Annotated in this window: 18 protein-coding genes; 8 read left to right on the top strand and 10 right to left on the bottom strand. The window is 72.2% G+C overall.

Annotated features, from left to right (window positions below):
- Nucleotides 1-506: beta-class carbonic anhydrase (locus E1267_RS30860; protein ID WP_132337631.1), on the bottom strand; the 506-nt coding region annotated here is incomplete at its 3' end.
- Between the two features lie 141 nt (nucleotides 507-647).
- Between E1267_RS30860 and E1267_RS30855 the strand changes: the two genes are divergently transcribed.
- Entirely contained in the window at nucleotides 648-962 is a 315-nt protein-coding gene (locus E1267_RS30855) for a hypothetical protein (protein WP_132337629.1), read from the top strand.
- Nucleotides 963-995: 33 nt separating this feature from the next.
- Here the strand turns inward: E1267_RS30855 and E1267_RS30850 are convergent, their stop codons facing one another.
- Complete coding sequence (locus E1267_RS30850; protein ID WP_132337627.1) at nucleotides 996-1559, bottom strand: thioredoxin family protein; 564 nt, start codon at nucleotides 1557-1559, stop codon at nucleotides 996-998.
- Between the two features lie 53 nt (nucleotides 1560-1612).
- On the opposite strand from E1267_RS30850, the gene E1267_RS30845 reads away from it, so the two are divergent.
- Nucleotides 1613-1984, top strand: a complete 372-nt coding sequence (locus E1267_RS30845; RefSeq protein WP_132337625.1) for a VOC family protein — start codon at nucleotides 1613-1615, stop codon at nucleotides 1982-1984.
- A gap of 111 nt (nucleotides 1985-2095) precedes the next feature.
- Here the strand turns inward: E1267_RS30845 and E1267_RS30840 are convergent, their stop codons facing one another.
- Nucleotides 2096-5149: a glycoside hydrolase family 3 N-terminal domain-containing protein gene (locus E1267_RS30840; RefSeq protein WP_246064359.1), complete on the bottom strand. Its 3054-nt coding sequence runs from the start codon at nucleotides 5147-5149 to the stop codon at nucleotides 2096-2098.
- Between the two features lie 481 nt (nucleotides 5150-5630).
- Complete coding sequence (locus E1267_RS30835; RefSeq protein ID WP_132337621.1) at nucleotides 5631-8120, bottom strand: DNA gyrase/topoisomerase IV subunit A; 2490 nt, start codon at nucleotides 8118-8120, stop codon at nucleotides 5631-5633.
- 493 nt (nucleotides 8121-8613) lie between these two features.
- On the opposite strand from E1267_RS30835, the gene E1267_RS30830 reads away from it, so the two are divergent.
- The gene (locus tag E1267_RS30830; RefSeq protein ID WP_132337620.1) at nucleotides 8614-9435 is read left to right on the top strand and encodes a TauD/TfdA dioxygenase family protein; all 822 of its coding nucleotides are present in this window, start codon (nucleotides 8614-8616) and stop codon (nucleotides 9433-9435) included.
- Here E1267_RS30830 and E1267_RS44750 read toward each other — a convergent pair.
- Nucleotides 9404-9559 (bottom strand): hypothetical protein, encoded by a 156-nt coding sequence (locus tag E1267_RS44750; RefSeq protein ID WP_165959889.1) that lies wholly within the window; start codon nucleotides 9557-9559, stop codon nucleotides 9404-9406. The two genes, E1267_RS30830 and E1267_RS44750, sit on opposite strands and share 32 nt — an antisense overlap.
- A 176-nt stretch (nucleotides 9560-9735) precedes the next feature.
- Here E1267_RS44750 and E1267_RS30825 point away from each other — a divergent pair, with 176 nt between their 5' ends.
- On the top strand, nucleotides 9736-11853 hold the full coding sequence (locus tag E1267_RS30825) for a RecQ family ATP-dependent DNA helicase (protein ID WP_246064358.1): 2118 nt from the start codon (nucleotides 9736-9738) through the stop codon (nucleotides 11851-11853).
- A 419-nt stretch (nucleotides 11854-12272) separates the two neighbouring features.
- Here the strand turns inward: E1267_RS30825 and E1267_RS30820 are convergent, their stop codons facing one another.
- A complete protein-coding gene (locus E1267_RS30820) occupies nucleotides 12273-13166 on the bottom strand; it encodes a carbohydrate kinase family protein (protein ID WP_132337618.1) in 894 nt (297 codons plus the stop codon).
- A gap of 169 nt (nucleotides 13167-13335) precedes the next feature.
- Here E1267_RS30820 and E1267_RS30815 point away from each other — a divergent pair, with 169 nt between their 5' ends.
- The 4 genes from E1267_RS30815 (at nucleotide 13336) to E1267_RS30800 (ending at nucleotide 19176) form a co-directional block, all read left to right on the top strand.
- Nucleotides 13336-16149: a bifunctional acetate--CoA ligase family protein/GNAT family N-acetyltransferase gene (locus E1267_RS30815; protein WP_246064357.1), complete on the top strand. Its 2814-nt coding sequence runs from the start codon at nucleotides 13336-13338 to the stop codon at nucleotides 16147-16149.
- 114 nt (nucleotides 16150-16263) lie between these two features.
- Entirely contained in the window at nucleotides 16264-16854 is a 591-nt protein-coding gene (locus E1267_RS30810; RefSeq protein WP_132337616.1) for a DUF5998 family protein, read from the top strand.
- 388 nt (nucleotides 16855-17242) lie between these two features.
- Nucleotides 17243-18349: an alkaline phosphatase family protein gene (locus tag E1267_RS30805; RefSeq protein ID WP_132337614.1), complete on the top strand. Its 1107-nt coding sequence runs from the start codon at nucleotides 17243-17245 to the stop codon at nucleotides 18347-18349.
- Nucleotides 18346-19176, top strand: coding sequence for a sulfurtransferase (locus E1267_RS30800; RefSeq protein ID WP_132337612.1), 831 nt, complete (start codon nucleotides 18346-18348; stop codon nucleotides 19174-19176). Before E1267_RS30805 ends, E1267_RS30800 begins: the two co-directional genes overlap by 4 nt.
- Nucleotides 19177-19184: 8 nt before the next feature.
- Here E1267_RS30800 and E1267_RS44745 read toward each other — a convergent pair whose 3' ends face one another.
- From E1267_RS44745 to E1267_RS30775, 4 genes are all read right to left on the bottom strand, one after another.
- Entirely contained in the window at nucleotides 19185-21692 is a 2508-nt protein-coding gene (locus E1267_RS44745) for a CHAT domain-containing protein (RefSeq protein WP_165959888.1), read from the bottom strand.
- 63 nt (nucleotides 21693-21755) lie between these two features.
- Entirely contained in the window at nucleotides 21756-22205 is a 450-nt protein-coding gene (locus E1267_RS30785) for a hypothetical protein (RefSeq protein ID WP_132337610.1), read from the bottom strand.
- Nucleotides 22202-22756, bottom strand: a complete 555-nt coding sequence (locus E1267_RS30780) for an RNA polymerase sigma factor (RefSeq protein WP_132337608.1) — start codon at nucleotides 22754-22756, stop codon at nucleotides 22202-22204. Before E1267_RS30780 ends, E1267_RS30785 begins: the two co-directional genes overlap by 4 nt.
- Before the next feature lie 72 nt (nucleotides 22757-22828).
- A partial coding sequence (locus E1267_RS30775) for a S8 family peptidase (protein ID WP_132337606.1) occupies nucleotides 22829-23539 on the bottom strand: 711 nt, incomplete at its 5' end.

Here is a 23539-nt window from a genome sequence, read left to right as displayed (position 1 = left end):
GCCGAGGGGTCCGGTCTCGGGGCGGGGGTCAGCAGGCCGGTGCGCACGTCGTAGATGGCTCCGGTCACCGGCATGTTCTGCGGCAGGAACGGGGTGCTGCGGATCCGGATGAGATCGTGGCGCAGCGCCTCGTCCTGGTCGGGCACGGTGTGGAACTCGAGGCTGCGGGTGTCGACTCCTTGTTCGCCGGTGAGCGCGTGCACGTCGGAGTCCGTCACCTTGGACATGCCGCAGTCGGTGTGCGGCATCACCAGCACCCGGTCGACACCCAGCAGGTAGACGGCGAGCACCAGAGTACGCAGCACGTCGTCCGTGACCCGGGCGCCGGCGTTGCGCAGGATCTTGGCGTCGCCCGGTTTCAGGCCCAGCAGTCCGAGCGGGTCGATGCGGGAGTCCATACAGGTCACCACCGCCAGCCCGCGGGCTGCCCGGCCGGTGAGGGTGGAGTTTCCGAACTCCTTGGCGAACTTCGCGTTGGCGGCGTACAGGTCGTCGAACGCTCTCATGACCACAAATATCCCTCACGCACCGGAAAACATGCGCCCCGGGGGGTCACGAATGGCCCGACTTGGCAAACCTCCCACGAGCGCCCTTCTCTCTGCGTGATGATGTCGTAGCCGTACGTACGGGAGCTAAGAAGGTTGCTCGTGAGTAGGTCCGAATCCCTTGCCGCGTTTCTCCGTGTTCAGGCCTGGCGCCGCCTCGACCGCGTGGAGTCCAACGACGACGGTCGCAACGCCAGGAGCGCGCTGGCGCTCCTCGACACCGCCGCCTACGCGGCCTGTCTCCCCGACGACGATCCGCTCATCCTCATGCTGGACGAGGCGGGTTGTTACGGGCCGCTGGGCTGCGAGGAATTCGACCCGGGGGAGGCGGCCACCCGGCTGATCCGGCGCTGGGAGGGCGGCGAGCCGCACGAGTTGCTGCTCGCGATCCCGTCCGTCATCGCGGCCTCCGGCTGACGGGCCCCGCGCCCCGGCAGAGGAGCGAGACGTTCAGGCGGGAGCGTTGCCGGGCTTCCATTTGATGCCGCACCCGAGTGACGGGTGCTGCTCCTCCGGTACGGGGTCGCCCGCCAGCACGGCGTCGATGGCCGCCCGCAGGGACGCGCCGGTCACCGGCTCGGCGTTGCCCGGCCGGGAGCCGTCGAACTCGCCGCGGTAGGCGAGGCGCAGCTCCGCGTCGTACAGGAAGAAGTCGGGTGTGCACGCCGCCCGGTAGGCCTTGGCCACCTCCTGGCTCTCGTCCAGGAGGTAGGGGAACGTGAACCCGGCCCGCTCCGCCTGCTCCGCGAGGTGTGTCGGGTCGTCATCCGGGTAGTTGACGCTGTCGTTGCTGGAGATGGCGACGATCGACAGTCTCGCGTCGTAGTCGGCGGCCAGTGCGCCGATGCCGTGCTCGATGTGCCGTACGTAGGGGCAGTGGTTGGACAGGAAGATGACGAGGGTGGCGGGTGAGCCCTTGAGGTCTTCGAGCGAGACGCTGCCGCCGTCGATGGCGGTCAGGTCGAAGGCAGGCGCGGGAGTGCCGAGCGGAACCATGAACGAGTTGGCAGCCATGGCAACATTCTTGTCTCCGATCGGCCAAGCAAAACGGCCGGGAAGGTGAATTGATGAGCGGCATCGCGCAGTTCCGGACCATCGCGTTCGATTGCCCCGACCCCCAAGGACTTGCGCAGTTCTACTCGAACCTCCTCGGGTGGCCGATCACGTCCTCCGAGGAGGACTGGGTGGTGGTCAGCGACGGCGGGCCGCCCAGGCGGTTGGCCTTCCAGCTCGCCCCCGACCACCAGCCGCCCGCCTGGCCCGACCCGCACCACCCTCAGCAGATCCACCTCGATCTCACCGTGGACGACATGGACGAGGCCGAGGCGCAGGCCATAAAGATCGGCGCGCGCAAGCACGAGCACCAGCCGAGCGAGGAGGACAGCTTCCGGGTGTTCCTCGATCCGGCCGGTCACCCGTTCTGCCTCTGCCGGCCCTGAACGACGCTCCCGGTCCGGCGACCCCGGCCCGGGGCAGGGGGATTGCTCCCCTGGCCGGGCCGCCGGGACCGGGCCGGGACCGGCCCCGCCACACCGGGGCCGGTCCCCACGTCAGCGGATCGACCGGGCCAGCAGGTCCACCGCCTTCCCGTACGCTCCCGCAGCCAGCTCGTGGTCGGCCGCGGCCTGCAGGTCGGGCCGCTTGCCCGCGTGCTGCGCGACGTCCCTGGCGACCGAGACGAGCGCGTCGGCCTCGGCGTACGAGACGCTCCCGGAGCGTTCGAGCAGCGCCGCGGCCGCTTCGAGCGCGCCCAGCACCAGCCGTGTGTCGCGGACGGTGCCGTCGGCGTGCCAGTGGCGGCCGGGCAGGGCGGGCCTCAGCAGCAGGGCCGCGGCCTTCGAGCGGCTGTCACCGCGGGCCAGCTCGTGCTGTACGGCCTTGAGCCGGTCGCGGGCGCGGTCGGTGCGCAGCCCCCACCCGTACGGGAACAGCGGGTCGTAGGCGGCGTCGCCCACGTTGATCGGCACCTGCTCCGTCGAGCGGAACCACGTGAACGGCAACCGCCCGGTGTACGGCACCGCGCCGAAGAGGGGGTCGGCCACGCCGTCGCCCTCGGTGCCCGGCAGCCAGGAGGCGACCACGGCCTCGACGCCCGACAGGTCGCCGAGCACCATCGGACGCCCTGATACCACCAGGACGGCGCACTTCATCGCCCCGCACACCCGGTCGACGGTGGCCCGGTCGGCGGGGGACAGCTCCAGCGTGCGGCCCGCGCGTCCCACGTCGCCCTGGCCCTCGGCGTACGGCGTCTCGCCCACCACAACGACACCCACGTCGTGTCCGGCCAGCCCGGCGGAGGCGTCCCGCGAGTACGTCACGGACCCGGCGCGCGACCGGACCGCCTGCAGGATCGTGGTGCCGGTGGTGATCGGACCGGACGAACCCTGCCAGCTGATCGTCCAGCCGCCCGACTGGTTGCCGATGTCGTCGGCGTTCGAGCCGGCCACGTACACCTTGGCGCCGCGACGCAGTGGCAGCAGGTCGCCCTCGTTCTTCAGCAGGACCTGCGACTTCGCCGCCGCCGTACGGGCGACCGCGCGGTGCGCCGCCGAGCCCACGTCGCCGAGACGGGAGCGGTCGGCGTACGGACGCTCGAACAACCCCAGCCGGAACTTCTGCGTCAGGATCCTCGCGACCGCGTCGTCCACCCGCGCCATCGGCACCCGGCCCGCCTCGACCTCGGCCTTGAGCGCGCCGGTGAACTCCTGGTAGGCGTACGGGACCATGATCATGTCGAGTCCGGCGTTGACCGACGTGCGCACGTCGCTCGGGTAGTCGCCGGGGAGCTGGTCGATGGCCTGCCAGTCGCTGATCACGAACCCCTTGAACCCGAGCCTGCCCTTGAGCGTGCCGTTGATCAGCTCGTCGTGGGCGTGCATCTTCAGCGGCCCGTCGCCGAAGTCCACGCTGGAGAACGACGGCATCACGGTGGCCACGCCGCGCTCGACCGCCTCGGCGAACGGCGCCAGGTGGAGCGCCGCCAGCTCCGCGCGGCTGGTCCGGGTGACGCCCTGGTCGATGGTGTAGTCGCCGGTGGAGGACGACCCGTACGCGGTGCCGCCGTCACCCACGTAGTGCTTGGCCGTGGCCAGCACCCCGTTGTCCTGCAGCCCGTCGATGACGGTGGCCATCCGCGTCACCAGGGCGGGGTCCTCGCCGAACGACTCGTACGCCCGGCCCCACCGGTCGTCGCGGGAGACGCACAGGCAGGGGGCGAAGTTCCACGGGATGCCGGTGGCCTTGACCTCCCTCGCGGTGATCTCGCCCGCCTGCTCGAGGAGGTCCGGGTCGCGGGCGGCGCCCAGGCCGGCGTTGTGGGGGAAGATCGTCGCGCCGACCACGTTGTTGTGCCCGTGCACCGCGTCGACGCCGTAGATCAACGGCACCTGCAGGCGGGTCCGCCGGGCCTGGAGCTGGAAGGCGTCGATCATGTCGGCCCACCCCTCCGGCGTGTTCGTGGCGGGCGCCGACCCGCCGCCCGACAGCAGCGAGCCGAGCCGGTACGTGGCGATGTCGCTCTGCTTGGCCAGCGCTCCGCGCTCTGCCTGGGTCATCTGGCCGACCTTCTCCTCCAGCGTCATCCTGCCGAGCAGGTCGGAGACGCGGTCCCTGACGGGTTTGCGGGCGTTCAGGTACGGCAGGTCGTGCGCGTTGATGACGATGACCGGCGGCTCGGCCGGTGGCCGCGTGCCCGTGCCCGCCAACTCGATCGGGATGGTCTCCGCGACCTCGCTCCGCCGGTCCTTGCCGATCTCGACGGTGAACGACCGCGCCGAGCCCGAAGCGGTGCCGGCGGGGAACGTCAGCGTGCCCTGGGCCGGCCGGTAGTCGTCGCCGGAGGTCGCGGTGCCCGTGCCGGTCCTGTAGTCCACGGCCAGGTCGTCGGGTAGCGGCTCTCCGGTGGCCGTGGTGATCGTGACCCTGACCCGTACCCTGTCCTTCTCGTCCGCCGGATAGACGGGCCGGTCCGTGGACAGCCGCACGGGGCGCGGGGGAGCGGTCCCGTACACCTGCACCTCGTCCCAGCGCAGGGTGCCCTGTGCTGTGGGCAGGCGCATCCCGTAGCCCCACATGGCGACCAGGTCCAGCTCACCGTCGGTCGGGGCGCCGCCCGGCTGGTGGTCGGCGCGGCGGGTGAAGCTCTCGAACGGTACCTTCACCTGCCGCCAGCCCGCCGTGTCGTCGGTGAACGACGACTCGAACAGCTCCGAGCTGCCCGGTCCGCCGCCGCCGTCCTTGAGCTCGAAGAAGATCTTCTGACCGGAGCCGGTGCCGTTCACCCAGAAGGAGAAGCCCTCGTACGCGGACCAGTCCTGGGCGGCGGCCAGGTCGTGGGACCAGCCGCCCCACTGGCTGACGTTGTAGACCGAGGTGAGCACCCGGTTCGTGGCGGCGGCCTGCGGCCGGGTGGCGTCGGGGTCGACGGTGAGCGCCGGGGTCGACGCCGCGTCGTTGCCCCAGGCGTACACGCCGGCGGGCACGCCGTCCGACTCGAAGTCGGTGATGGTGAGCGGCTCGGCCGCGGCCGCGGCGGGTGGGGCGACGATGAGCGAGCCGGCCAGGGCGAGGGCGGCCGCCCATAACGGGGGGCGGGATGGGAACACGGTGCCTCCAGTCGATGGTGTGAGAGAGCGCTCTCCCACACCATCGGAGGCAAGGCACATTTCATAACATCCACCCACTCGGCACCGTGAGTGCCTGGCACGCGAGGGCACCGGTGCGACCTCCGGCCCATCCAGACCCCGAGCGCCCCGGCCCGCCCTCCACCTGCCGCTTCACCGGGCGTCGGCGTCTCAGCGGCCGCGTACCGCGTTGCCCGGCACCTCGCGAGCCACTCGGGTCTCACGCTGCACAGGCCGCTCGGCCGACGCGCGTCCGGGCCGGCGGGCTTCAAGCGTCCGTCATGGTGAACACGGCCACCGCCTGCGAAACGTCGGCCGATCGACGGGCTGTCCTGCCACCCCTGCGGAGCCGTCGGCGTTGGCCCTACGCGCCCGCCGCCCGGCACCCCGGTCTCGGCCACGTCGACCCGGTGTCCCCGGCAGCTTGGGGGCGCCGGGGAACGTCCGGCTCCTGCGCCACGGGTCACTCCTCCGGAGGTGTTTCCTCGTCGGCCGGGGCGCCGGGGCCGGCGGCGAGGGCGCCGCCGGCGGCGCCGATCGTGTGGGTGAGACGCACGCCGGAGCCGTCTCGCCGGCCCAGCTCCTCCGGCAGAGGCACCGGCTTGCCCACCGTGGAAACCGCCTTGGCCGGAGCCGGTCCGGCCCAGGCCAGCAGGAGTTCGTCCTCGCCCTTCAGGAACCGCTGGGCCCGCACGCCGCCCGTGGCCCGGCCCTTGGCGGGGAACTCGGCGTAGTCGGACACCTTGCCGCCGCCCACCTGCGTGCCGGGCAGCGCCGTGGACGAACCGGCGATCGTGACCACATGGCCGGGGCGTTCCGGGTCGACGGCGCCGAACCAGATCACCCGCGCGTCACCGTCGAGGCGGATGCCCGCCATGCCCCCCGCGGGACGACCCTGCGGGCGCACCAGCTCGGCGGAGTAACGCAGCAACTGGGCGTCGGAGGAGATGAACACCAGGTCGTGGTCCTCCGACACCAGCTCGACGGCGCCCACCACGCGGTCGCCCTCCTTGAGCGTGATGACCTCGAAGTCGTCGCGGTTGGCCGGATAGTCGGGCACCACCCGTTTGACCACGCCCTGCGCCGTGCCCAGCGCCAGGCCGGGACCGTCGGGGTCGAGGGCGCCGAGGCCGACGACCTTCTCGTCGGGCTCGAGTGAGACGTATTCGGAGACGGGATGGCCGCCCGACAACGACGGCGGGTTGGCCGAGGGCGGCAGCGTCGGCAGGTCGACGACCTGGACGCGGATCAGCCGGCCGTGCGAGGTGACCACGCCCACCTCACCGCGTACGGAGGTGCGTACGACGGAGACGAGCACGTCGTGCGCGGTGCGCTCGCCCTCGCCCGCCAGCGGCGAGGCGTCGGAGGTGCGGGCCAGCAGGCCGGTCGAGGACAGCAGCGCCAGGCACGGGTCGTCGGCCACCTGGAGCGACTGGATCGGGGTGCGGGCGACGCCCGGCGCCTCCAGCAGCACGGTCCTGCGCGGCGTGCCGTAGCGCTTGGCCACGTCGGCCAGCTCGCCCGAGACCACCTGGCGGAGCCTGGCGGGTGAGGAGAGGATCTCGGTCAGCGCGGCGATCTCGTCGCTCAGCGTCTGCTTCTCGCGGTCGAGCTCCAGCTTGTCGTATTTGGTCAGCCGGCGCAGCGGCGTGTCGAGGATGTAGGCGGCCTGGATCTCGGACAGCTCGAAGACGTCCATCAGGCGGGTGCGGGCCTGCGCCGAGTCGTCGGAGGACCGGATGACCTGGATGACCTCGTCGATGTTGAGCAGCGCGATGATGAGGCCGTCGACCAGGTGCAGGCGCTCCTGGCGCTTGCGGCGGCGGAACTCGGACCTGCGGCGGACGACCTCGATGCGGTGGTCGACGTAGACCTGGAGCATCTCGCGCAGCCCGAGCGTGCGCGGCTGGCCGTCGACCAGCGCGACGTTGTTGATGCCGAAGGTCTCCTCCATCGGCGTCAGCCGGTAGAGCTCTTCCAGCACGGCCTCGGGGATGAACCCGTTCTTGATCTCGATGACCAGGCGCAGGCCCTTGTGCCGGTCGGTGAGGTCTTTGAGATCGGCGATGCCCTGCAGTTTCTTGCTGGTCACCAGTTCTTTGATCTTGGCGACCACGCGCTCGGGGCCGACGTTGTAGGGGAGCTCGGTGACGACGATGCCCTTGCGGCGCGGGGTGATCTGCTCGACCGCGCACGTGGCGCGCATGCGGAACGTGCCACGCCCGCTCTCGTACGCGTCGCGCACCCCCTGCAGCCCGATGATCGAGCCGCCGGTCGGCAGGTCGGGCCCCGGCACGTATTTCATCAGCTCGTCGAGCGTCGCCTCGGGCTTCTTGATCAGATGGCGGGCCGCGGCCACGACCTCGGTGAGGTTGTGCGGGGCCATGTTGGTGGCCATGCCGACCGCGATGCCGCTCGTGCCGTTGACCAGCAGGTTGGGGAAGGCCGACGGCATGACCGTGGGCTCGGTCTCCTGGCCGTCGTAGTTGGGCTTGAAGTCGACGGTGTCCTCGTCGAGCGACTCGACCATGAGCATCGCCCCCGGGGCCAGCCTGGCCTCGGTGTAACGCATGGCGGCGGGCGAGTCGTCGGGGGAGCCGAAGTTGCCGTGGCCGTCGACGAGCGGCAGGCGCATGGAGAACGGCTGCGCCAGCCGGACGAGCGCGTCGTAGATGGCGCTGTCGCCGTGGGGGTGCAGCTTGCCCATGACGTCGCCGACGACGCGCGAGGACTTGACGTGGCCGCGGTCGGGGCGCAGGCCCATCTCGCTCATCGAGTAGAGGATGCGCCGCTGCACCGGCTTGAGGCCGTCACGGGCGTCCGGCAGGGCGCGCTGGTAGATCACCGAGTAGGCGTATTCGAGGTAGCTCGTGCGCATCTCGGAGGAGACGTCGATGTCGACGATCCGCTCCTCGAAGTCCTCGGGTGGGGGTGCAGTCGTGCGTCGGGCCATCTTGTGCTGCGCGGCTGCCTCGGTCGTCGCGCCGAGGGGAAGCGCATCCTCCTTCTGTCCTTGTGCGGTAACCGTAACCGTCAGCCCGGCGAAGCGGCGTCAGGTCGGCGGGTGGGGCGTCGACGTAAGCTCTCCCGGTCGCGGCGCGATGGCGGCCGAAGGCGCGTGCGGGCACGAGACCGGTGCGGGTGTGACGTTTTCGCCCCTGGAGATGATGGCACGAGCCAGGCGCCCTGTGACGTATCCATGGCGTTGCTCATGCCTGCGCAGGCCCGTGGCGGGGCCGCGCGGGCGTGGGCCGCTGCCGTCAAGACGCCTCCTCGGTGACGATCCGGTGCCGGGGAGTGTGCGCTGCGCGCCTCTCCGGCGTCAAGATGATACGCGATCCGGGCCACTTCTCGTAAGCATGTTCGATCGTGAGCCTTTCTTGACCAAGCAATTGCTTGGGTGTTACGTTCCGGACACGAGGGTCCCCGTCGTCTTCGGAGGCGTCATGATCGAGTTTCACCCCGTGACGAAGCACATCGGCGCCGAGGTCACCGGGGTCGATCTGCGTAAGCCGCTCTCGCCGGAAGAGGTCACCACCCTGCGCCAGGGCTGGCTCAAGCACCTCGTGCTGTTCTTCCGCGACCAGCACATCGACGACGAGCAGCACCTCCAGTTCGCCCTCAACTTCGGCACGCTCAACCACCCCGCCTTCAAGAAGGACTCCACCAGCCCCATCCACGTGCTCGACCAGACCTCGCCCAAGGGCGAGGGCGGCGACGAGTGGCACAGCGACAACACCTTCGAGCCGACCCCGCCGATGGGCTCGCTGCTGCGCTGCGTCCAACTGCCCAGCGTGGGCGGTGACACGTGCTGGGCCAACACCTACCTGGCGTACGAGGCCCTCTCGCCGTCGCTGCAGCGACTGTGCGACGAGTTGAGCGCCGTGCACGACATCACGATGTCGATGAAGAAGGCCATCTCCAAGGGGCACCCGTTCGACCTGGCCGAGATCCAGGCCAAGTGGCCGCCGATCGAGCGCCCGGTCGTCCGCGTGCACGCCGAGACCGGCCGCAAGGCCCTTTTCGTCAACCGCGCGTCGACGACCCGTCTGGTGGGGCTGAGCGACAGGGAGAACGAGGCGCTCCTGCCCTTCCTCATCGACCACATCCGCTCGCCCGAGTTCCAGCTGCGGCTGCGGTGGCGGCCGGGGACGCTGGCCTTCTGGGACAACCGCCCCACCCAGCACTACGCGGTCGCCGACTACACCGAACGCCGCCGCATGCACCGCGTCACCATCAACGCCTTCCCGGAGCACGCCGACGCGTAGTCTCGGAGAACCGCCCGGGCGAGCCCTCGTAGGTGATGTCGCGTGCGGCCGGGCCGAAGAACACGACGACGGCCGCCAGGGTGCGGCCGTCGGTGACGTTGATGAGCACCTGCCGGTCGGGCACCTGGTCCAGGGCGGGGGAACGCGGGGTGGCGGAGGTCCTGACCTCAATCCCTCGCCGCCTGCCGTGGCCAGGACCAGGGCGACCAGGCTGACGATTCCTGCGGTTCGGGGGACTGCGGAGCCGATATGACGGCTACGAGTCCCATTCCGTCGTGCGGACCTGGTAACAAGGGAGGCATGATTGACGCCCCCGATGCCGGGATGCTACGGGAAGAGGCCGAGACGCGGCTGCGGGCCCTGGCGGGCGAGCACGCCGTGCTCCGCGACGACCAGTGGGCCGCCATAGAGGCGCTCGTGATCGACCGCCGCAGGGTGCTCGTCGTGCAGCGCACCGGATGGGGCAAGTCGGCGGTCTACTTCGTGGCCACCGCGCTCCTGCGCGAGCTCGGCGAGGGCCCCACCGTCATCGTCTCCCCGCTGCTGGCCCTCATGCGCAACCAGATCGCCGCCGCCGAGCGCGCCGGCATCAGGGCCGTCACCATCAACTCCGCCAACCCGGAGGCGTGGGAGGAGATCTACGGCCAGGTGGCCGAGGGCATGGTCGACGTGCTGCTGGTCAGCCCCGAGCGGCTCAACAACCCCGACTTCCGCGACAACGTCCTGCCCGAGCTGGCCGAGAGCGCCGGGCTGGTCGTCGTCGACGAGGCTCACTGCATCTCCGACTGGGGCCACGACTTCAGGCCCGACTACCGCAGGCTGGCGACGTTGTTCGGCGACCTGCCGCTGGGCATCCCCGTGCTCGCCACCACCGCGACCGCCAACGCGCGCGTCACCCGCGACGTGGCCGAGCAGCTGCGCCTTCCGCCGGAGCTGCGGCCCGAGGGCGGCGACGACACACTCGTGCTGCGGGGGCCGCTGGAACGCGAGAGCCTGCACCTGAGCGTCGTTCGCCTACCGTCCGCCGAGCAGCGGCTGGCCTGGCTGGCCCAGACGCTGCGCGAGCTGCCCGGCTCCGGCATCGTCTACACCCTCACGGTGGCCGCCGCCCACGAGATCTCCGGCTACCTGCGCGAGCAGGGGCTGGAGGTGGCCGCCTACTCCGGCCAGACCGAGCCGGCCGAGCGGCTGGTGGCCGAGGACGCGCTGCTGCGCAACGAGATCAAGGCGCTGGTGGCGACGAGCGCGCTCGGGATGGGGTTCGACAAACCCGATCTCGGGTTCGTGGTGCACGTGGGCGCGCCGCAGTCACCCGTCGCCTACTACCAGCAGGTCGGGCGGGCCGGCCGCGGTGTCGAACGGGCGGAGGTCGTCCTGCTGCCCGGCACGGAAGACCGCGACATCTGGGCCTATTTCGCGTCCCTGGCCTTTCCTCCCGAGCCGGTCGTACGCACCACCCTCCAGACCCTCGAAGAGCGCGGCGTCATGTCCACCCCCGCGCTCGAAACGGCCGTCGACCTGAGCCGCGGTCGGCTGGAGATGATGCTCAAGGTCCTCGACGTCGACGGCGCGGTACGCCGGGTCAAGGGCGGCTGGGAGGCCACCGGCCGGCCCTGGGACTACGATGCCGAGCGTTACGCCCGCATCGCGGCAGAGCGCAAGGCGGAGCAGGACGCCATGCTCGCCTACCTGACCACCTCCGAGTGCCGGGAGCAGTTCCTGCGCGGGCACCTCGACGACGAGACCGCCACGCCGTGCGGCCGCTGCGACAACTGCACCGGCACGCACCGCTCGACGGAGATCGGCGCGCAGGCCGTCGAGGGCGCCCGCGAACGCCTGAGCAGGCCCGGCGTCGAGATTCTGGCCCGCAGGCAGTGGCCGACCGGCCTGCCCGACCTGTCCGGCCGCATCAAGCCCGAACTGGGCGCGGAGCCCGGCAGAGCGCTCGGGCGGCTGACCGACATCGGGTGGGGCAACCGGCTGCGTGAAATGTTCAACGCCGGCGACGGGCCGATGGCCGACGACATGTTCGCGGCCGTGGTGAAGGTGCTGTCCGCGTGGGAGTGGCGTGAGCGCCCGGTGGCCGTGGTGAACGTGCCGTCCGCGACGCGGCCCAAGCTGGTGCGCACGTTCGCCGAACGGCTGGCCCAGGTCGGGCGGCTGTCCTACCTCGGAGAGCTGGGCTACCGCGCGGGCTCGCCCGGCCAGCAGTTCAACAGCGCCAAACGGGTGCAGGCCATCAGGGGCACGCTCGCCATGCCGAAGGACGTGGGCGCCGCGATCGCGCAGTGCGGAGGTCCGGTCCTGCTCATCGACGACCGCGTCGACACGGGGTGGACGATGACGCTGGGTGCGGCCCTGGTGCGCCACGCCGGGGCGCCCGCCGTGCTGCCGCTCGCGCTGGCCACCACGTCCTGACCGGCGCGGCCGGTCAGGTGAGACCCGTCGTGACCAGGTCGTGGTTGCCGAGGACCGGGCTGACATGGGCGTCGGCTGCCCTGACCCCGCGCAGCAGCAAGGGGGTCCGCCAGACCAGTGGCACGAGCGGCTGTCCGCGATCAGCGGCAGGAATGCGCCGGGGTCGGGCCAGTCAGGGCTCCAGGTCTTGGCGATGAGGCCGACCTTCTCCTTCTCGAGGTAGGGAGGGCTGCCGCCGTACTTCCGGTAGAACTCCACGAGCGGTTCGCGCTCGAGGGTGAGGGCGATCCCGACCGTTGACGCCGGGCGACCGGTAGGGGCCCTGGTGGCCGGAGGGGAGGTCGAGCGCGAGGTCGAACATGCTCGAACCTGGGCACGGCGGCGACTCGACTTGCGCGGTCAACGTGCCTGACGCGGCGCTAGAACGGGGGACGCGCTCCCAGGTGCACGATGGCCTTGGCCGCCAGGCGGCAGCCCGACGCCAGCGCCTCCGCCGGCGGCTTGCCTTCGAGCCACGGCGGCAGGAACCCGGCGGAGAACGCGTCACCCGCGCCCGTGCCGTCGACGATCTTGTCGACCGGCTCGGCGGCGACCCGGACCGGATCGGGGCGGCCGTTGGTGTACCACAGTGCGCCCTCGGCGCTCATCTTGATCACGACCTGCGGGAACCACGCCGTCAGCACCTTGGCGGCGGCCTCGGGCTCGTCGCGGCCCGTCAGGACCTTGGCCTGGTCGATGTTGGCGAACAGCAGCTTGGCGCCGTTGGTCCACTCGAGGAACGGCTCGGCGCCCGTGCGCTCGAGCGGCGCGGACGAGGCGCAGTCGACCGAGATCGACATGCCGGTGCGCCTGGCCATGTCGAGCGCCGCCAGACCCGCGTCGCGCGAACCCTCGTTGATCAACGTGTAGCCGGAAAGATGCAGATGGGTGCCCTGACCGAACAGATCGCGCGGGAGGTCCTCCGGCGACAGCGCCGCGTTGGCGCCCGGGTCGGACAACATCGTGCGCTCGCCCTTGTGCGTGACCAGCACCACGCAGGTGCCGGTCGGCCGCTCGGGATCCATGACCAGCCGGGCGTCGACGCCGTAGCCCATCAGCTCCATGTCACGGTTTCGCCCCGTGATGTCGGCGCCTCTGCGGCCGATGAAGGCCACCTCGGCGCCTTCGACGGCCAGCCACGAGGCGATGTTCGCCCCCGAGCCCCCGCCGTGCATGGTCACGATCGCCGGGGTGTCGCTCGCCCTGGCGAGCGCATAACGGGCGCGCGCGACCGCGTCGGTCATGAGATCGCCCACCACGACGACCCGCGTCATGATGCCACCACCTTGCTGCCTTCGGAACGAGCCTGGCCACGGCAAAACTAACAGCTTCCGGGCTCCCCGTGGGACGGACCCATCACACAGGGCAGCAGTCGATGCACAAGCGTTGCCCAGTAGGGGCCCCGGGTCTTGGCATGTGGGATGCGGGTTTACGCTCGGGACTGTGGAGGAACATTATCCGGCTCACTGGGAGGCGGATGTCGTCCTGGCCGACGGCGGCACCGCGCACGTCAGGCCGATCAGGCCCGCCGACGCCGGCCGTCTCCGCTCCTTCTACTCCCGTCTGTCCGACGAGTCGATCTATTTTCGCTTCTTCGGGCCCCGGCCGCGCCTGTCCGACAAGGAAGTCGAACGCTTCACGAACGTCGACTACGTCGACAGGGTCGCGCTGATCGCCACCATCGGCGACGAGATGGTCGCCGTGATCCGCTACGACCGCACCGGCCCTGGCGAGGCCGAGGTCGCCTTCCTCGTCGAAGACGCCCACCAGGGCAGGGGAGTGGCCTCCGTGCTGCTGGAGCACCTGGCCGCCACGGCCCGCGAACGCGGTATCGAACGCTTCATCGCCGACGTCCTGCCCGCCAACATGCGCATGACGGGCCTGCTGCGGCAGGCGGGCTACACGGCCCAGAGCCAGTTCGCCGACGGCGTCGTCCGCATGACGCTCGACCTCACCCCCACCGTCACCTCGGCCGAGGTGACGGCGGCCCGCGAGCACCGCGCCGAGGCCAGGTCCATCGCCAGGCTGCTCACCCCCGGCTCGGTCGCGGTCATCGGCGCGTCGCGCGAGCCGGGAGGCGTCGGCCAGAGCGTCCTGCGCAACCTGCTGGCCGCCGAGTTCACCGGTCCCGTCTATCCGGTGCACCGCGAGGTGCGGGCGGTGCACGGCGTACGCGCCTATCCGAGCGTGACGGCGATCGACGACGAGGTCGACCTGGCCGTGGTGGCCGTGCCCGCCGGAAGCGTGATCGACGTGGTCGAGGAGTGCGCGGAGAAGGGCGTGCACGGGCTGGTGGTGGTCTCGTCGGGGTTCGGCGAGACGGGCCCGCGGGGCCGCGCCAGGCAGGACGAAATGGCCCGCATCGCCCGCTCCTACGGCCTGCGGGTCGTCGGCCCCAACTGCCTCGGCATCGCCAACACCGACCCCGCCGTCAAGCTCAACGCCACCCTCGCGCCCACCGTGCCCGGCCGGGGCAAGGTGGGGTTCTTCAGCCAGTCGGGCGCGCTCGGCACCGCGCTGCTCCAGCGGGTGGCGCAGCGCGGCATGGGCATCTCGTCGTTCGTCTCCGCGGGCAACCGGGCCGACGTGTCGGGCAACGACCTGCTGCAATATTGGGAGGAAGATGACTCCACCGACGTGATCCTGCTTTATCTGGAGTCGCTCGGCAATCCGCGCAAGTTCACCCGGCTGGCCCGGCGCATCGCCCGCCGCAAGCCCATCGTGGTGGTCAAGAGCGGCGGCACTCCCGCGGGGCACTCGGCGAAGGAGCTCGGGCTGCCCGACTCGGCGATCAGCTCGCTGTTCGAGCAGGCGGGGCTGATCAGGGTCGACGACCTCATCCAGCTGTTCGACGTGGGACAGGTGCTGGCCTATCAGCCGCTGCCCGCCGGGCCCAGGGTCGCGCTCGTGACCAACTCCGACGCGCTCGGTCTGCTCGCCGCCGACGCCTGCCTCGCCGCGGGTCTCGAGCCCCGCCCGCCCGTCAACCTCGGCCCCGCCGCGGGTCCCCCGGAGTTCGGTACGGCCCTCGCGGGCGAACTGGCCTCCCCCGACGTGGACGCCGCCGTCGTGATCCACATGCCGCCCGTCCCGGGCGCGTCCGACGAGGTGGCCGCCGAGCTGCTGCGCGTCTCCAAGGACGTCGCCAAGCCGGTCGTGACCACGTTCCACGGGCATCTCGGCATGCACCCCGCGCTGCGCGTCGAGACCGGCTCCGACGCGACGCCCGGGCGGGGCTCCATCCCCTCGTACGCGGCTCCCGAGGAGGCGGTGCGGGCGCTGGCGCACGTGGTGCGGTACGCGAGATGGCGGGCGCATCCGGCGGTCCCGCCACCGGAACTCGACGACATCGACACCGCCCGCGCCGGGTCCCTGGCCATGACCACGCTGTCCGCCGCCACGTCCCCGACCCCGGCCTCCTCGCCCGGCGGGTCGCCGGGAGAGATCGCCGCCATGGAGCCCGCCATGGAGCCCGCCATGGAGCCCGCCACGGAGCCCGGGATGGGAGCCGGGAAGCCGGACCAGGCACCGGCTGGGGCGCCGGGCGGCGGGCGGCAGGGTCCGTCGGGCGTGTTCGCCGAACCGGGGCCGCCGGTCGAGATCGACGCAACCGAACTGCTGTCCTGCTACGGCCTGACCGTGTGGCCCGCCGAGGTGGTGCGTTCGACCGACGAGGCCGTGGCGGCGGCCGGACGACTGGGCTGGCCCGTGGTGGTCAAGGTCGCCGATCCGGGCGCGTCACGCAGGGCGGGGACGGTACGCCTGGGACTGACGGGACCTGAGCTGGTCCGCAACGCCTACACGGAGTTCGCCGAGCAGTTGGGCGAAGGGGCGGAGCTCGCGGTCCAGCGGATGGCTCCCCAGCCCGCCGTGCCGACCGTCATGGGCGTCGTCGACGATCCCGCGTTCGGGCCGGTCGTGTCGTTCGGGCTGGGCGAGGTGACCGCCCGGCTGCTGCAGGACCAGGGCTTCCGCCTGGCGCCGCTGACCGGCGAGGACGCCGCCGCCCTGGTGCGGTCCGTACGCGCGGCTCCGCTCCTGTTCGGCCAGTACGGCTACCCGCCCGTGGCGGTCGACGCCCTGGAAGACCTGCTCGTACGCGTCGGCCGGCTGGCCAACGACCTGCCGGAGCTGGCCAGGCTGGACCTCGACCAGGTGCTCGTGGGGGAGTCGGACGTCATGATTCTCGGAGCCCGCGCCACCCTGCGCACCCCGGCGGGCCCGCGTCTGGACGGCGGCCCGCGCCGGCTGTCCTGAGGCGCCTTGAGCGAATGCTGGGTAAACAGTGCCCGGTGTTGACTGAATACAGACCGTTATAGAGCGTTATATCCGGCGGGTGAGTGCACTGCCCGGTCCTGGCAGGATGGACCCATGAGGGAAACCCGAGTCTCCGCCGCGGGCCTGCGCGAAGCGATCGAGCGCAGCGGCTATTATCCCGACCTCGTCACCGACGCGGTTCAGTCCGCGCTGGGCAAGGAGGTCGTGACCGCGTTCGTGGTGCACCACGAGGCGACCTTCGATCCCGCCATGGAGGTGCGCAGGCACGTCACGGTGCTGGTGCTGACGACGACGCGGCTGCTGGTCTGCCACACCGACGAGCATCCTGCGGTGGAGGGGGTCTCCGCGTCCCACGCCTCCACCACCACGGAGGCCGTGCGCCTGAGCCGGGTCCAGTCGGTGGCCGTCACCCGGGTGGTGCCCGACCCCGCCGCCTACGCTCCCGGTGTCCCGCCCACGGAAGTGACCCTCACGATCGGCTGGGGCGCCATCTCCCACGTCGACCTCGAGCCGGCGACGTGCGGCGACGAGAACTGCGAGGCCGACCACGGCTACACCGGCGCCATCACCGCCGACGACCTCTCGCTGCGGGTCAGCGAGGCGGCCGACGGCCCCGAGGCGGTCTCCCACGTCCTCGCGTTCGCGAAGTCCCTCTCCGAAGCCACCGCCCACGCCACCACCTGACGTCAACGGCCGCACCGGCCCACCCTCGACGCCGGCGCGCACCCCCATCCCCGCTGAACTACAGCGCAGAACCCCGGCACCCGCCCGACGGGACACCGGCTCCCGGTCCGGCGGGGCATACGCCGACGATCGAGCAACACGGCCGACGAGGCACCCCTCGACAGGGCCACCGGCCGCCGATTCGGCGAAGAACCCGGCTCACAGGACTTTCGTAACGGCGAGCAGCCCGTGAGCCTTCACGACCGGCCATGACAGACGGCTCTGGCGTCGGCGAGTGCGGGCAACCCCGCACGCCGTAACAAATGAATAGGAGCAGGACGCTCGTAACGGCGAGCGGCCAGAGCCACGACCGGCCATGACAGACGTAACGGGCGGTTAAGCTGGGCGCATGGTGCCGGGGTATGGCGGTGGGACGCTGGCAGATCTGCCGGGTTCGTTGCTGGCCGCGTTGGGCATGCGCGCGCCCAATCCGCTCGCGCTGGAGCCCGCGGAGCGCGTCTGCCTGTTCCTGGTGGACGGCCTGGGCGCCGAGTTGCTGCGCGCCCACGCCGATGCCGCCCCGTTCCTGGCGAGCCTGCGCGACAGGACGCTCACCGCCGGATTCCCCACCACGACCGTGACGAGCCTGTGCTCGCTGGGCACAGGGCTGACGCCGGGCGAGCACGGCATGCTCGGGCTGATGCTGGCCGTGCCGGGCGCCGGGCACCTGTTCAACTGCCTGCGCTGGACGCTGCCCGACGGTCAGACGATGGACCCGTACGCGTGGCAGCCCGCCGAGACCGTCTACGAGCGCGCCACCCGCGCCGGCATCGACTCCGTCTACGTCGCGCCCGCGGAGTTCGAGGGCACGGGGCTGACCAGGGCCGTCTACCGCGGCGTCCGCTATGTGGCGGCCGAGAGCGCCGACGAGCGCGTCGCCCGCGTGCACGAGGCGATGCGGCGGGGCCCCGCCCACGTCACCGTCTATTACGGCGATCTCGACGCGGCCGGCCACATGACGGGCTGGGGCAGCGAGGAGTGGCTGCGCCGGCTCGGCGTCGTCGACGGCATGGCCCAGCGCATCGCCGAGGGGCTGCCGCCCGGGTCCGCCTTCTACGTCACCGCCGACCACGGCATGGTCAACGCCGGTGAGAAGGTCGACGCGGAATGCGTCCCCGAGTTGACGGCGGGGGTGGCGATGCTCGGCGGGGAGGCCAGGGCCCGGCACGTCTACGCCGAGCCGGGCGCGGCCGGTCAGGTGCTGGAGACGTGGCGCGGGATCTTCGAGGGGAAGGCCTGGGTAGTCTCGCGGGAGGAGGCGGTCGAGTCGGGCTGGTTCGGGCCCCGCGTGCGCGACGCGTGGCTGGAGCGCATCGGCGACGTCGTGGCCGTCCCCCACACCGACCTGGCCATCACCGCCCCGTCGAACCATCCGGTCGAGGCGATCTTCACCGGTTACCACGGTTCGCTGACGGCGGCCGAGCTGAACGTCCCGCTGCTGGAGGTACGTACGTGACGAGCCCGCTCATCACACCCGCCGAACTCGCCGCGCTCGACGGCCTGACGGTGCTCGACGTCCGCTGGCGACTCGGCGGCCCGCCCGGAGAAGGGCTCTACCGCGAAGGGCACATCCCGGACGCCGTCTACTGCGACCTCGACACCGACCTCGCGGCGCCTCCGGGCGACGGCGGCCGGCATCCGCTGCCGGAGTCCGGCGCGTTCCAGGACGCCATGCGAAGGCTCGGCGTGTCGGATCACCGGCCGGTCGTGGTCTATGACGACGCGGGATCCACGGTGGCGGCCAGGGCCTGGTGGGCGCTGCGCTACTTCGGCCACGGGCACGTCCGCGTGCTCGACGGCGGGTTCGCCGTGTGGACCGGTGCCGGGCTGCCGGCCACGAAGGAGCCCCCGGCCTCCGTCACCCCCGGCGACTTCACGGCGCGGCCGGGCGGGATGCCGATGCTGACGGCCGACGAGGCGGCCGCGCTGGCCGCGAAGGGCGTCCTGCTCGACGCCCGGGCCGCCGAGCGCTACCGGGGCGAGGTGGAGCCGGTCGATCCCGTGGCGGGGCACATCCCCGGAGCCGTCAACGCACCCACGACCGAGAACGTGGGCCCCGACGGCAGGTTCCTCGCCGTCGGCACGCTGCGGGCGCGCTTCGCCGGTCTGGGAATCGACGGAGGGATGGAGGCGGGCGCCTACTGCGGATCCGGCGTGACGGCCGCCCACGAGGTGCTGGCGCTGGAGGTGGCGGGCCTGCCCCCGGCCGCGCTGTATGTCGGCTCATGGTCCGGCTGGGTCGCCGACCCCTCAAGACCTGTGGCGACCGGCCCCAGCGCCTGACCCAGCATCTAATACAGCGCCCGGTCGCCTGCGCCGAAGCAGACGAACGCGTGCTCGCCCGTCTTGGCCGCGGCGCACGCCAGCGCCGCGTCCGGTGAGCGGCCGGCCACCACGAGCTCGTGGAACACCCCCATCATGGCCCGCGCCGCCTCATCCCGCACCGGTACGAGCCCCGCCACCACGCACGACGCCCCCTTGGCGAGGAAAGTGCCCGGCAGCCCGAGCGGAGCCCCGTCCACGGGCGCCCGCGACATCCCGGAGTTGCACGCGGACAGCACCACGAGCTCCGGCGACCGGGGCGCCTCCAGCAGGTCGTACGCCATCAGCGGCCCGTCCTCCAGCGTGATCCCGGACACCAGCGGGCTGCGCGCGTGGAACACCCCGTGCGCCGCGAGGTGCAGGACGTCGGCGGTCCGGAGCGCCCGCAGGACGTCGGCCGTGCGCGCGGGCGACTCGCGCCCTCCCGGGTGGCAGGCCAGGACGTGCGCCACTTCGGCGTGCGCGTGCGCCAGCGAGGGCCCGGCCGCGGCCACGACGACCGGGGGCCCGTCGTGGAGTGCGCGTTCGAGGTTCCTGGCGCGCATCCAGGCGGACGCGCTGGCGGCCACGCTCACGGGACGTTCCCGCAGGCAGGGGAGCGCGCCCCACGGCAGCGTGTGCAGCGCGCCCACGGGCACCGCGACGAGCGGCCCGTTGCCGAGTTCGGCGAGGAGCGGCTGCAGCACCAGCCGTTCGACGTCGGCCGCCGCGGCTTCGACGTCGCCGGGGCGGGTATGGCGGCGCAGCGAGTAACGCAGCCGCACGATCGACTCCTTGACCTCGCGTATGTCGGCCAGCCGCCGCAGCAGCACCCGCCGCTCGGAGATGAGGACGGCGAGCAGCGATTCCTCGTGGGTCACGAACTCCACCAGGCTCCCGGCTCCCAGCTGGGCGCGCACCCGCTCGATGCCGGCGGGCGAGCCTGCGTGCGCGGGGGCGGTCACGACCCGCCACCGTTCGCTCCACTCGAACACCTCCTCCACGCTTCCGTCGCGCACCGCCAGCCCCAGCCCGAAGGCCGCGAGCCGTTCCCCGGCCCTGGCCGCGTGGGCCCGCAGCGACGGATCGTCGAACGTCTCGACCTGCTCGCTGACCTCCGACAGGCCGTCCTGGACGGCGCGGAAGGCGCCGGTGGTGTCCTCCTGCAGCGCGGCTTCGAGCGCGAGCGCGTGCTGGCGTACCGGTCCGGGGATCTGGGAGGCGAGCCGCCGGTCCTGCGGTTCGGAACCCAGCGGGGTGAGCCGGGTGCCGGCGGGGACCCAGCGTTCGCCGCGTCCGGCGTGCCGGGTGAGCCGGGCGAGCTGCGCGGAGGCGGTCGGGTGGTCGTCGACGTCGAGCGCCGCCTCGGCCGCGACCAGCCGCAGCGCCGCCCCCGCCTGCGGGGCGAAGCCGTTCTCCAGCTCGTCGGCGCACGCGATCAGCTCCCCGACCAGGGCGGGGGTAACGGGTTCGAGCGCGAGCCGCGAACGCAGCACGACCTCCTGGGCCAGCGGCAGCCAGCGGGTCCGCTCCTGCGCGGCCAGGTCGGCGGCGGCCTGCTCGGCCACCTGCCTGGCCTGGCGCGGGTCGCCGGTGAGCAGCTCCACCTGGGCGAGCTTCAGCCGCGCCTCGGCCAGCGCCACCTGGGCGCCCGCGGCCTCCAGGTCGGGTACGGCCAGGCTCAGCATGGCGCGGGCCTCGCCGGGCAGGTGGGCGGCCAGCAGGGCGCCGGCGAAGTCGGCCCGCATCGTGGCCAGCCGCTCGGGAAAGCCGAACAGGGTGTCCTCGGCCTCCCGGTAGTGCTTGAAAGCCCCGGCGATGTCGCCCCGGCGTACGGCGAGGAACGGCAGGTTAGCGGCGGACAGCCGGGACAGGTGCAGAAGCCCCGCGTGCCGGGAGATCTCCAGGCAGGCGGTCAGGTCGCGCATCGCGGCGTTCCAGTCGCCGCGGTAGGAGTGGATGAGCCCGCGGTTGAGCAGGCCGCCCGCCAGGAACCTGCGGTCGTCGATGGTCCCGGGCGCGTTCACCAGGGCGCGCAGCGCGCGGTCGCAGGAGGCGATGGCCTCCTGGTGGCGGCCGAGGTGGGCCAGGGCGACCGCGCGCTGGGTGTCGAGCTTGGCGCGGTCGAGCGGGCGCAGGTAGGCCCAGGCCAGCGCGGCCACGCGCAGCGCCTGCAGGGGGTGGCCGCGTTCGGTGCGTACGGTGACGAGGGAGAGCCGCGCCTGCGCGAGCCGCTCCGGCGGTGCGCCGGGTGTGCCGAGGGCCTCGCGCAGATGCCGCTCGGCCTCCTCCAGGTCGCCGAGCTCGCGGGCGGCCAGCGCCATCGCCCTGAGCGACATGACCGCGGCCTCGGCGGATCCGGCGCGGCGGGCGGACTCCAGCACGAGACGGCCGGCGCGCATGGCGTGGCCGGGATCCACCAGGGAACGCAGCATCGCGGCCTCGGCCGCCCTGACGAGCGGATCGAGGTCGCCTGATGAGTCCGGGTATGCGCTCATGGCAGGCCTCGGTCTGACGGCCGGGCGGGGGCGCGGCTCCCCCTTTCCGGCTGGCGGCTGGGGTCAGGGCCGGATGCGCACCCATCGGGTTTGTACGGGTGCGCGTCCGGGCCGGTGGCACACCACGCTGAGCCAGCCCGGAGGCAGGCCCGTCGCGGCGAAGTCGCCGTTGTGGGCGATGTGCCGGGTCAACGTGAGATGCGGGGTTTTCACGTCGATGACGGCGTCGTCCCCCGGGTGTGGCCACACCTGGCCCGCGACGTCGATGAGCCCGTCGCCCACGGTCACCTCCAGGTCGAAGGTGAGGCCGTCGGTGACGAAGCGCATCAGGTGACAGCCGTCCGGGTCGCGCACGTCGGAGCCGGCGGAGGTGCGCGCGGCGGGCGCGGCGGTCACCGCACGGGGGACCCGCAGCCCGTAGACGTCACGTGCGGCGGCGGACACGTGGCTCGGGATGGGGTCGTTTCCCGCGGCCAGCCGGAGTGCCGCCAGGAAATACTCGTCGTTGATCATTGCGCGGTCTCCTGTGATGAGATCAGGGTGCGCAGTTTCTCAAGGCAGCGGGCCTTGGTCGGGCCCACACTGCCCACGGGCATGCCCAGCCGCGCCGCCATCTGCCGGTTTCCCAGGTCGATGGCGACGAGCTGGATGATCGTGCGGCAGGGCTCGTGCAGGGCGGAGACCTGCTTCCAGAGCAGGCGCCTGCCGTCGGCCTCCAGCACGGCGGAGGCGGGGTCGGGCTCGTCCACGGCCTCCAGGGAGAGCACGTCCTGGTCGAGGGGGGAGACGTCATGACGCTTGCGGAGGAACGCGTGAGCCTCGCGGCGCACGGTCGTCATGAGCCAGCCGCCGACCTTGGCCGGATCTCTGAGGGTGTGGAGGTTCTGGAGCAGCCGCAGCCAGGCTCCCTGGACGGCGTCCGCCGCGTCGGAAGGGCTGAGCCCGGACGCGCGGGCCACCGCCCACATCCGCGGCCCGTATCTGGCCTCCAGCTCGTCCCACGCCGTCCGGTCGTCTTCGGCCGCCGCCGTGACCAGCTCCGCCGGCTCGCGTGGATCGGGCATGCGGCCTCCTTCCGTGCGGCACGCCGAGGCGGTCATGCCTCTTCGTGATTGCGTGAGGACTGAGCGTAAACTCTACAGACTCGCCGGTACGAGAACCCCCAGATCCGGAATTTGCCGGGCCCCCTCGGCGTCGAGGAGCCGCGTCACCACCTCCTTCGCCGGCTCGTCCCTGGCCGCGTCGGCGATGGCGCCCGCCACCAGCGCGGTGGCGAACGACGTGCCGCTCCAGGTCGCGAAGCCCGCGAACTCGCCGCACTCCAGGTAGCTGCTGGTCAGCCAGTCGCCGCGGGCGCAGGCGTCCACCCAGGTGCCGTGCCCCGAATAGGGGGCCCGGCGCTCCTGCGAGTCGTCGACGGCCGCCACGCCCACGGCGCAACCCAGCGCGGCGGGCCAGAACGGCCGGTCGGAGGCGGTGTTGCCGGCGCAGGCCACGGTGACCGTGCCGCTCAGCGCGGCGACGGCGTCGGACAGCACAGGCGGCGGCCGGTCGTCGAAGGTGTGGCCGCCGAAGGACAGGTTGAGCACGTCGGGAGGCTGGTCGCGCATGCGGTGCAGCGCGCGTACCACGGTGGCCTCGTCGGCGAAGCCGTCGCCGTCGAGCACCCGGTGCACCCGCAGCGCCGCGCCCGGCGCCGACCGCGCCAGCAGGCCCGCGATGAACGTGCCGTGGCCCGGCTGGGCGCCCTCCGCCGCGTCGGCGTCGTCGGGGCCGAGGCGCTCGTACCAGTCGCTGCGCGCCCACCACGGGTGCTTGGCGACCCCGGTGTCGAGCAGGCCCATGAC

The organism is Nonomuraea longispora, from assembly GCF_004348345.1.
GTDB classification, from domain to species: Bacteria; Actinomycetota; Actinomycetes; order Streptosporangiales; family Streptosporangiaceae; genus Nonomuraea; species Nonomuraea longispora.
Note: the sequence above shows the minus strand (reverse complement) of the source record. Positions and strands in the feature narration are given on the sequence as shown.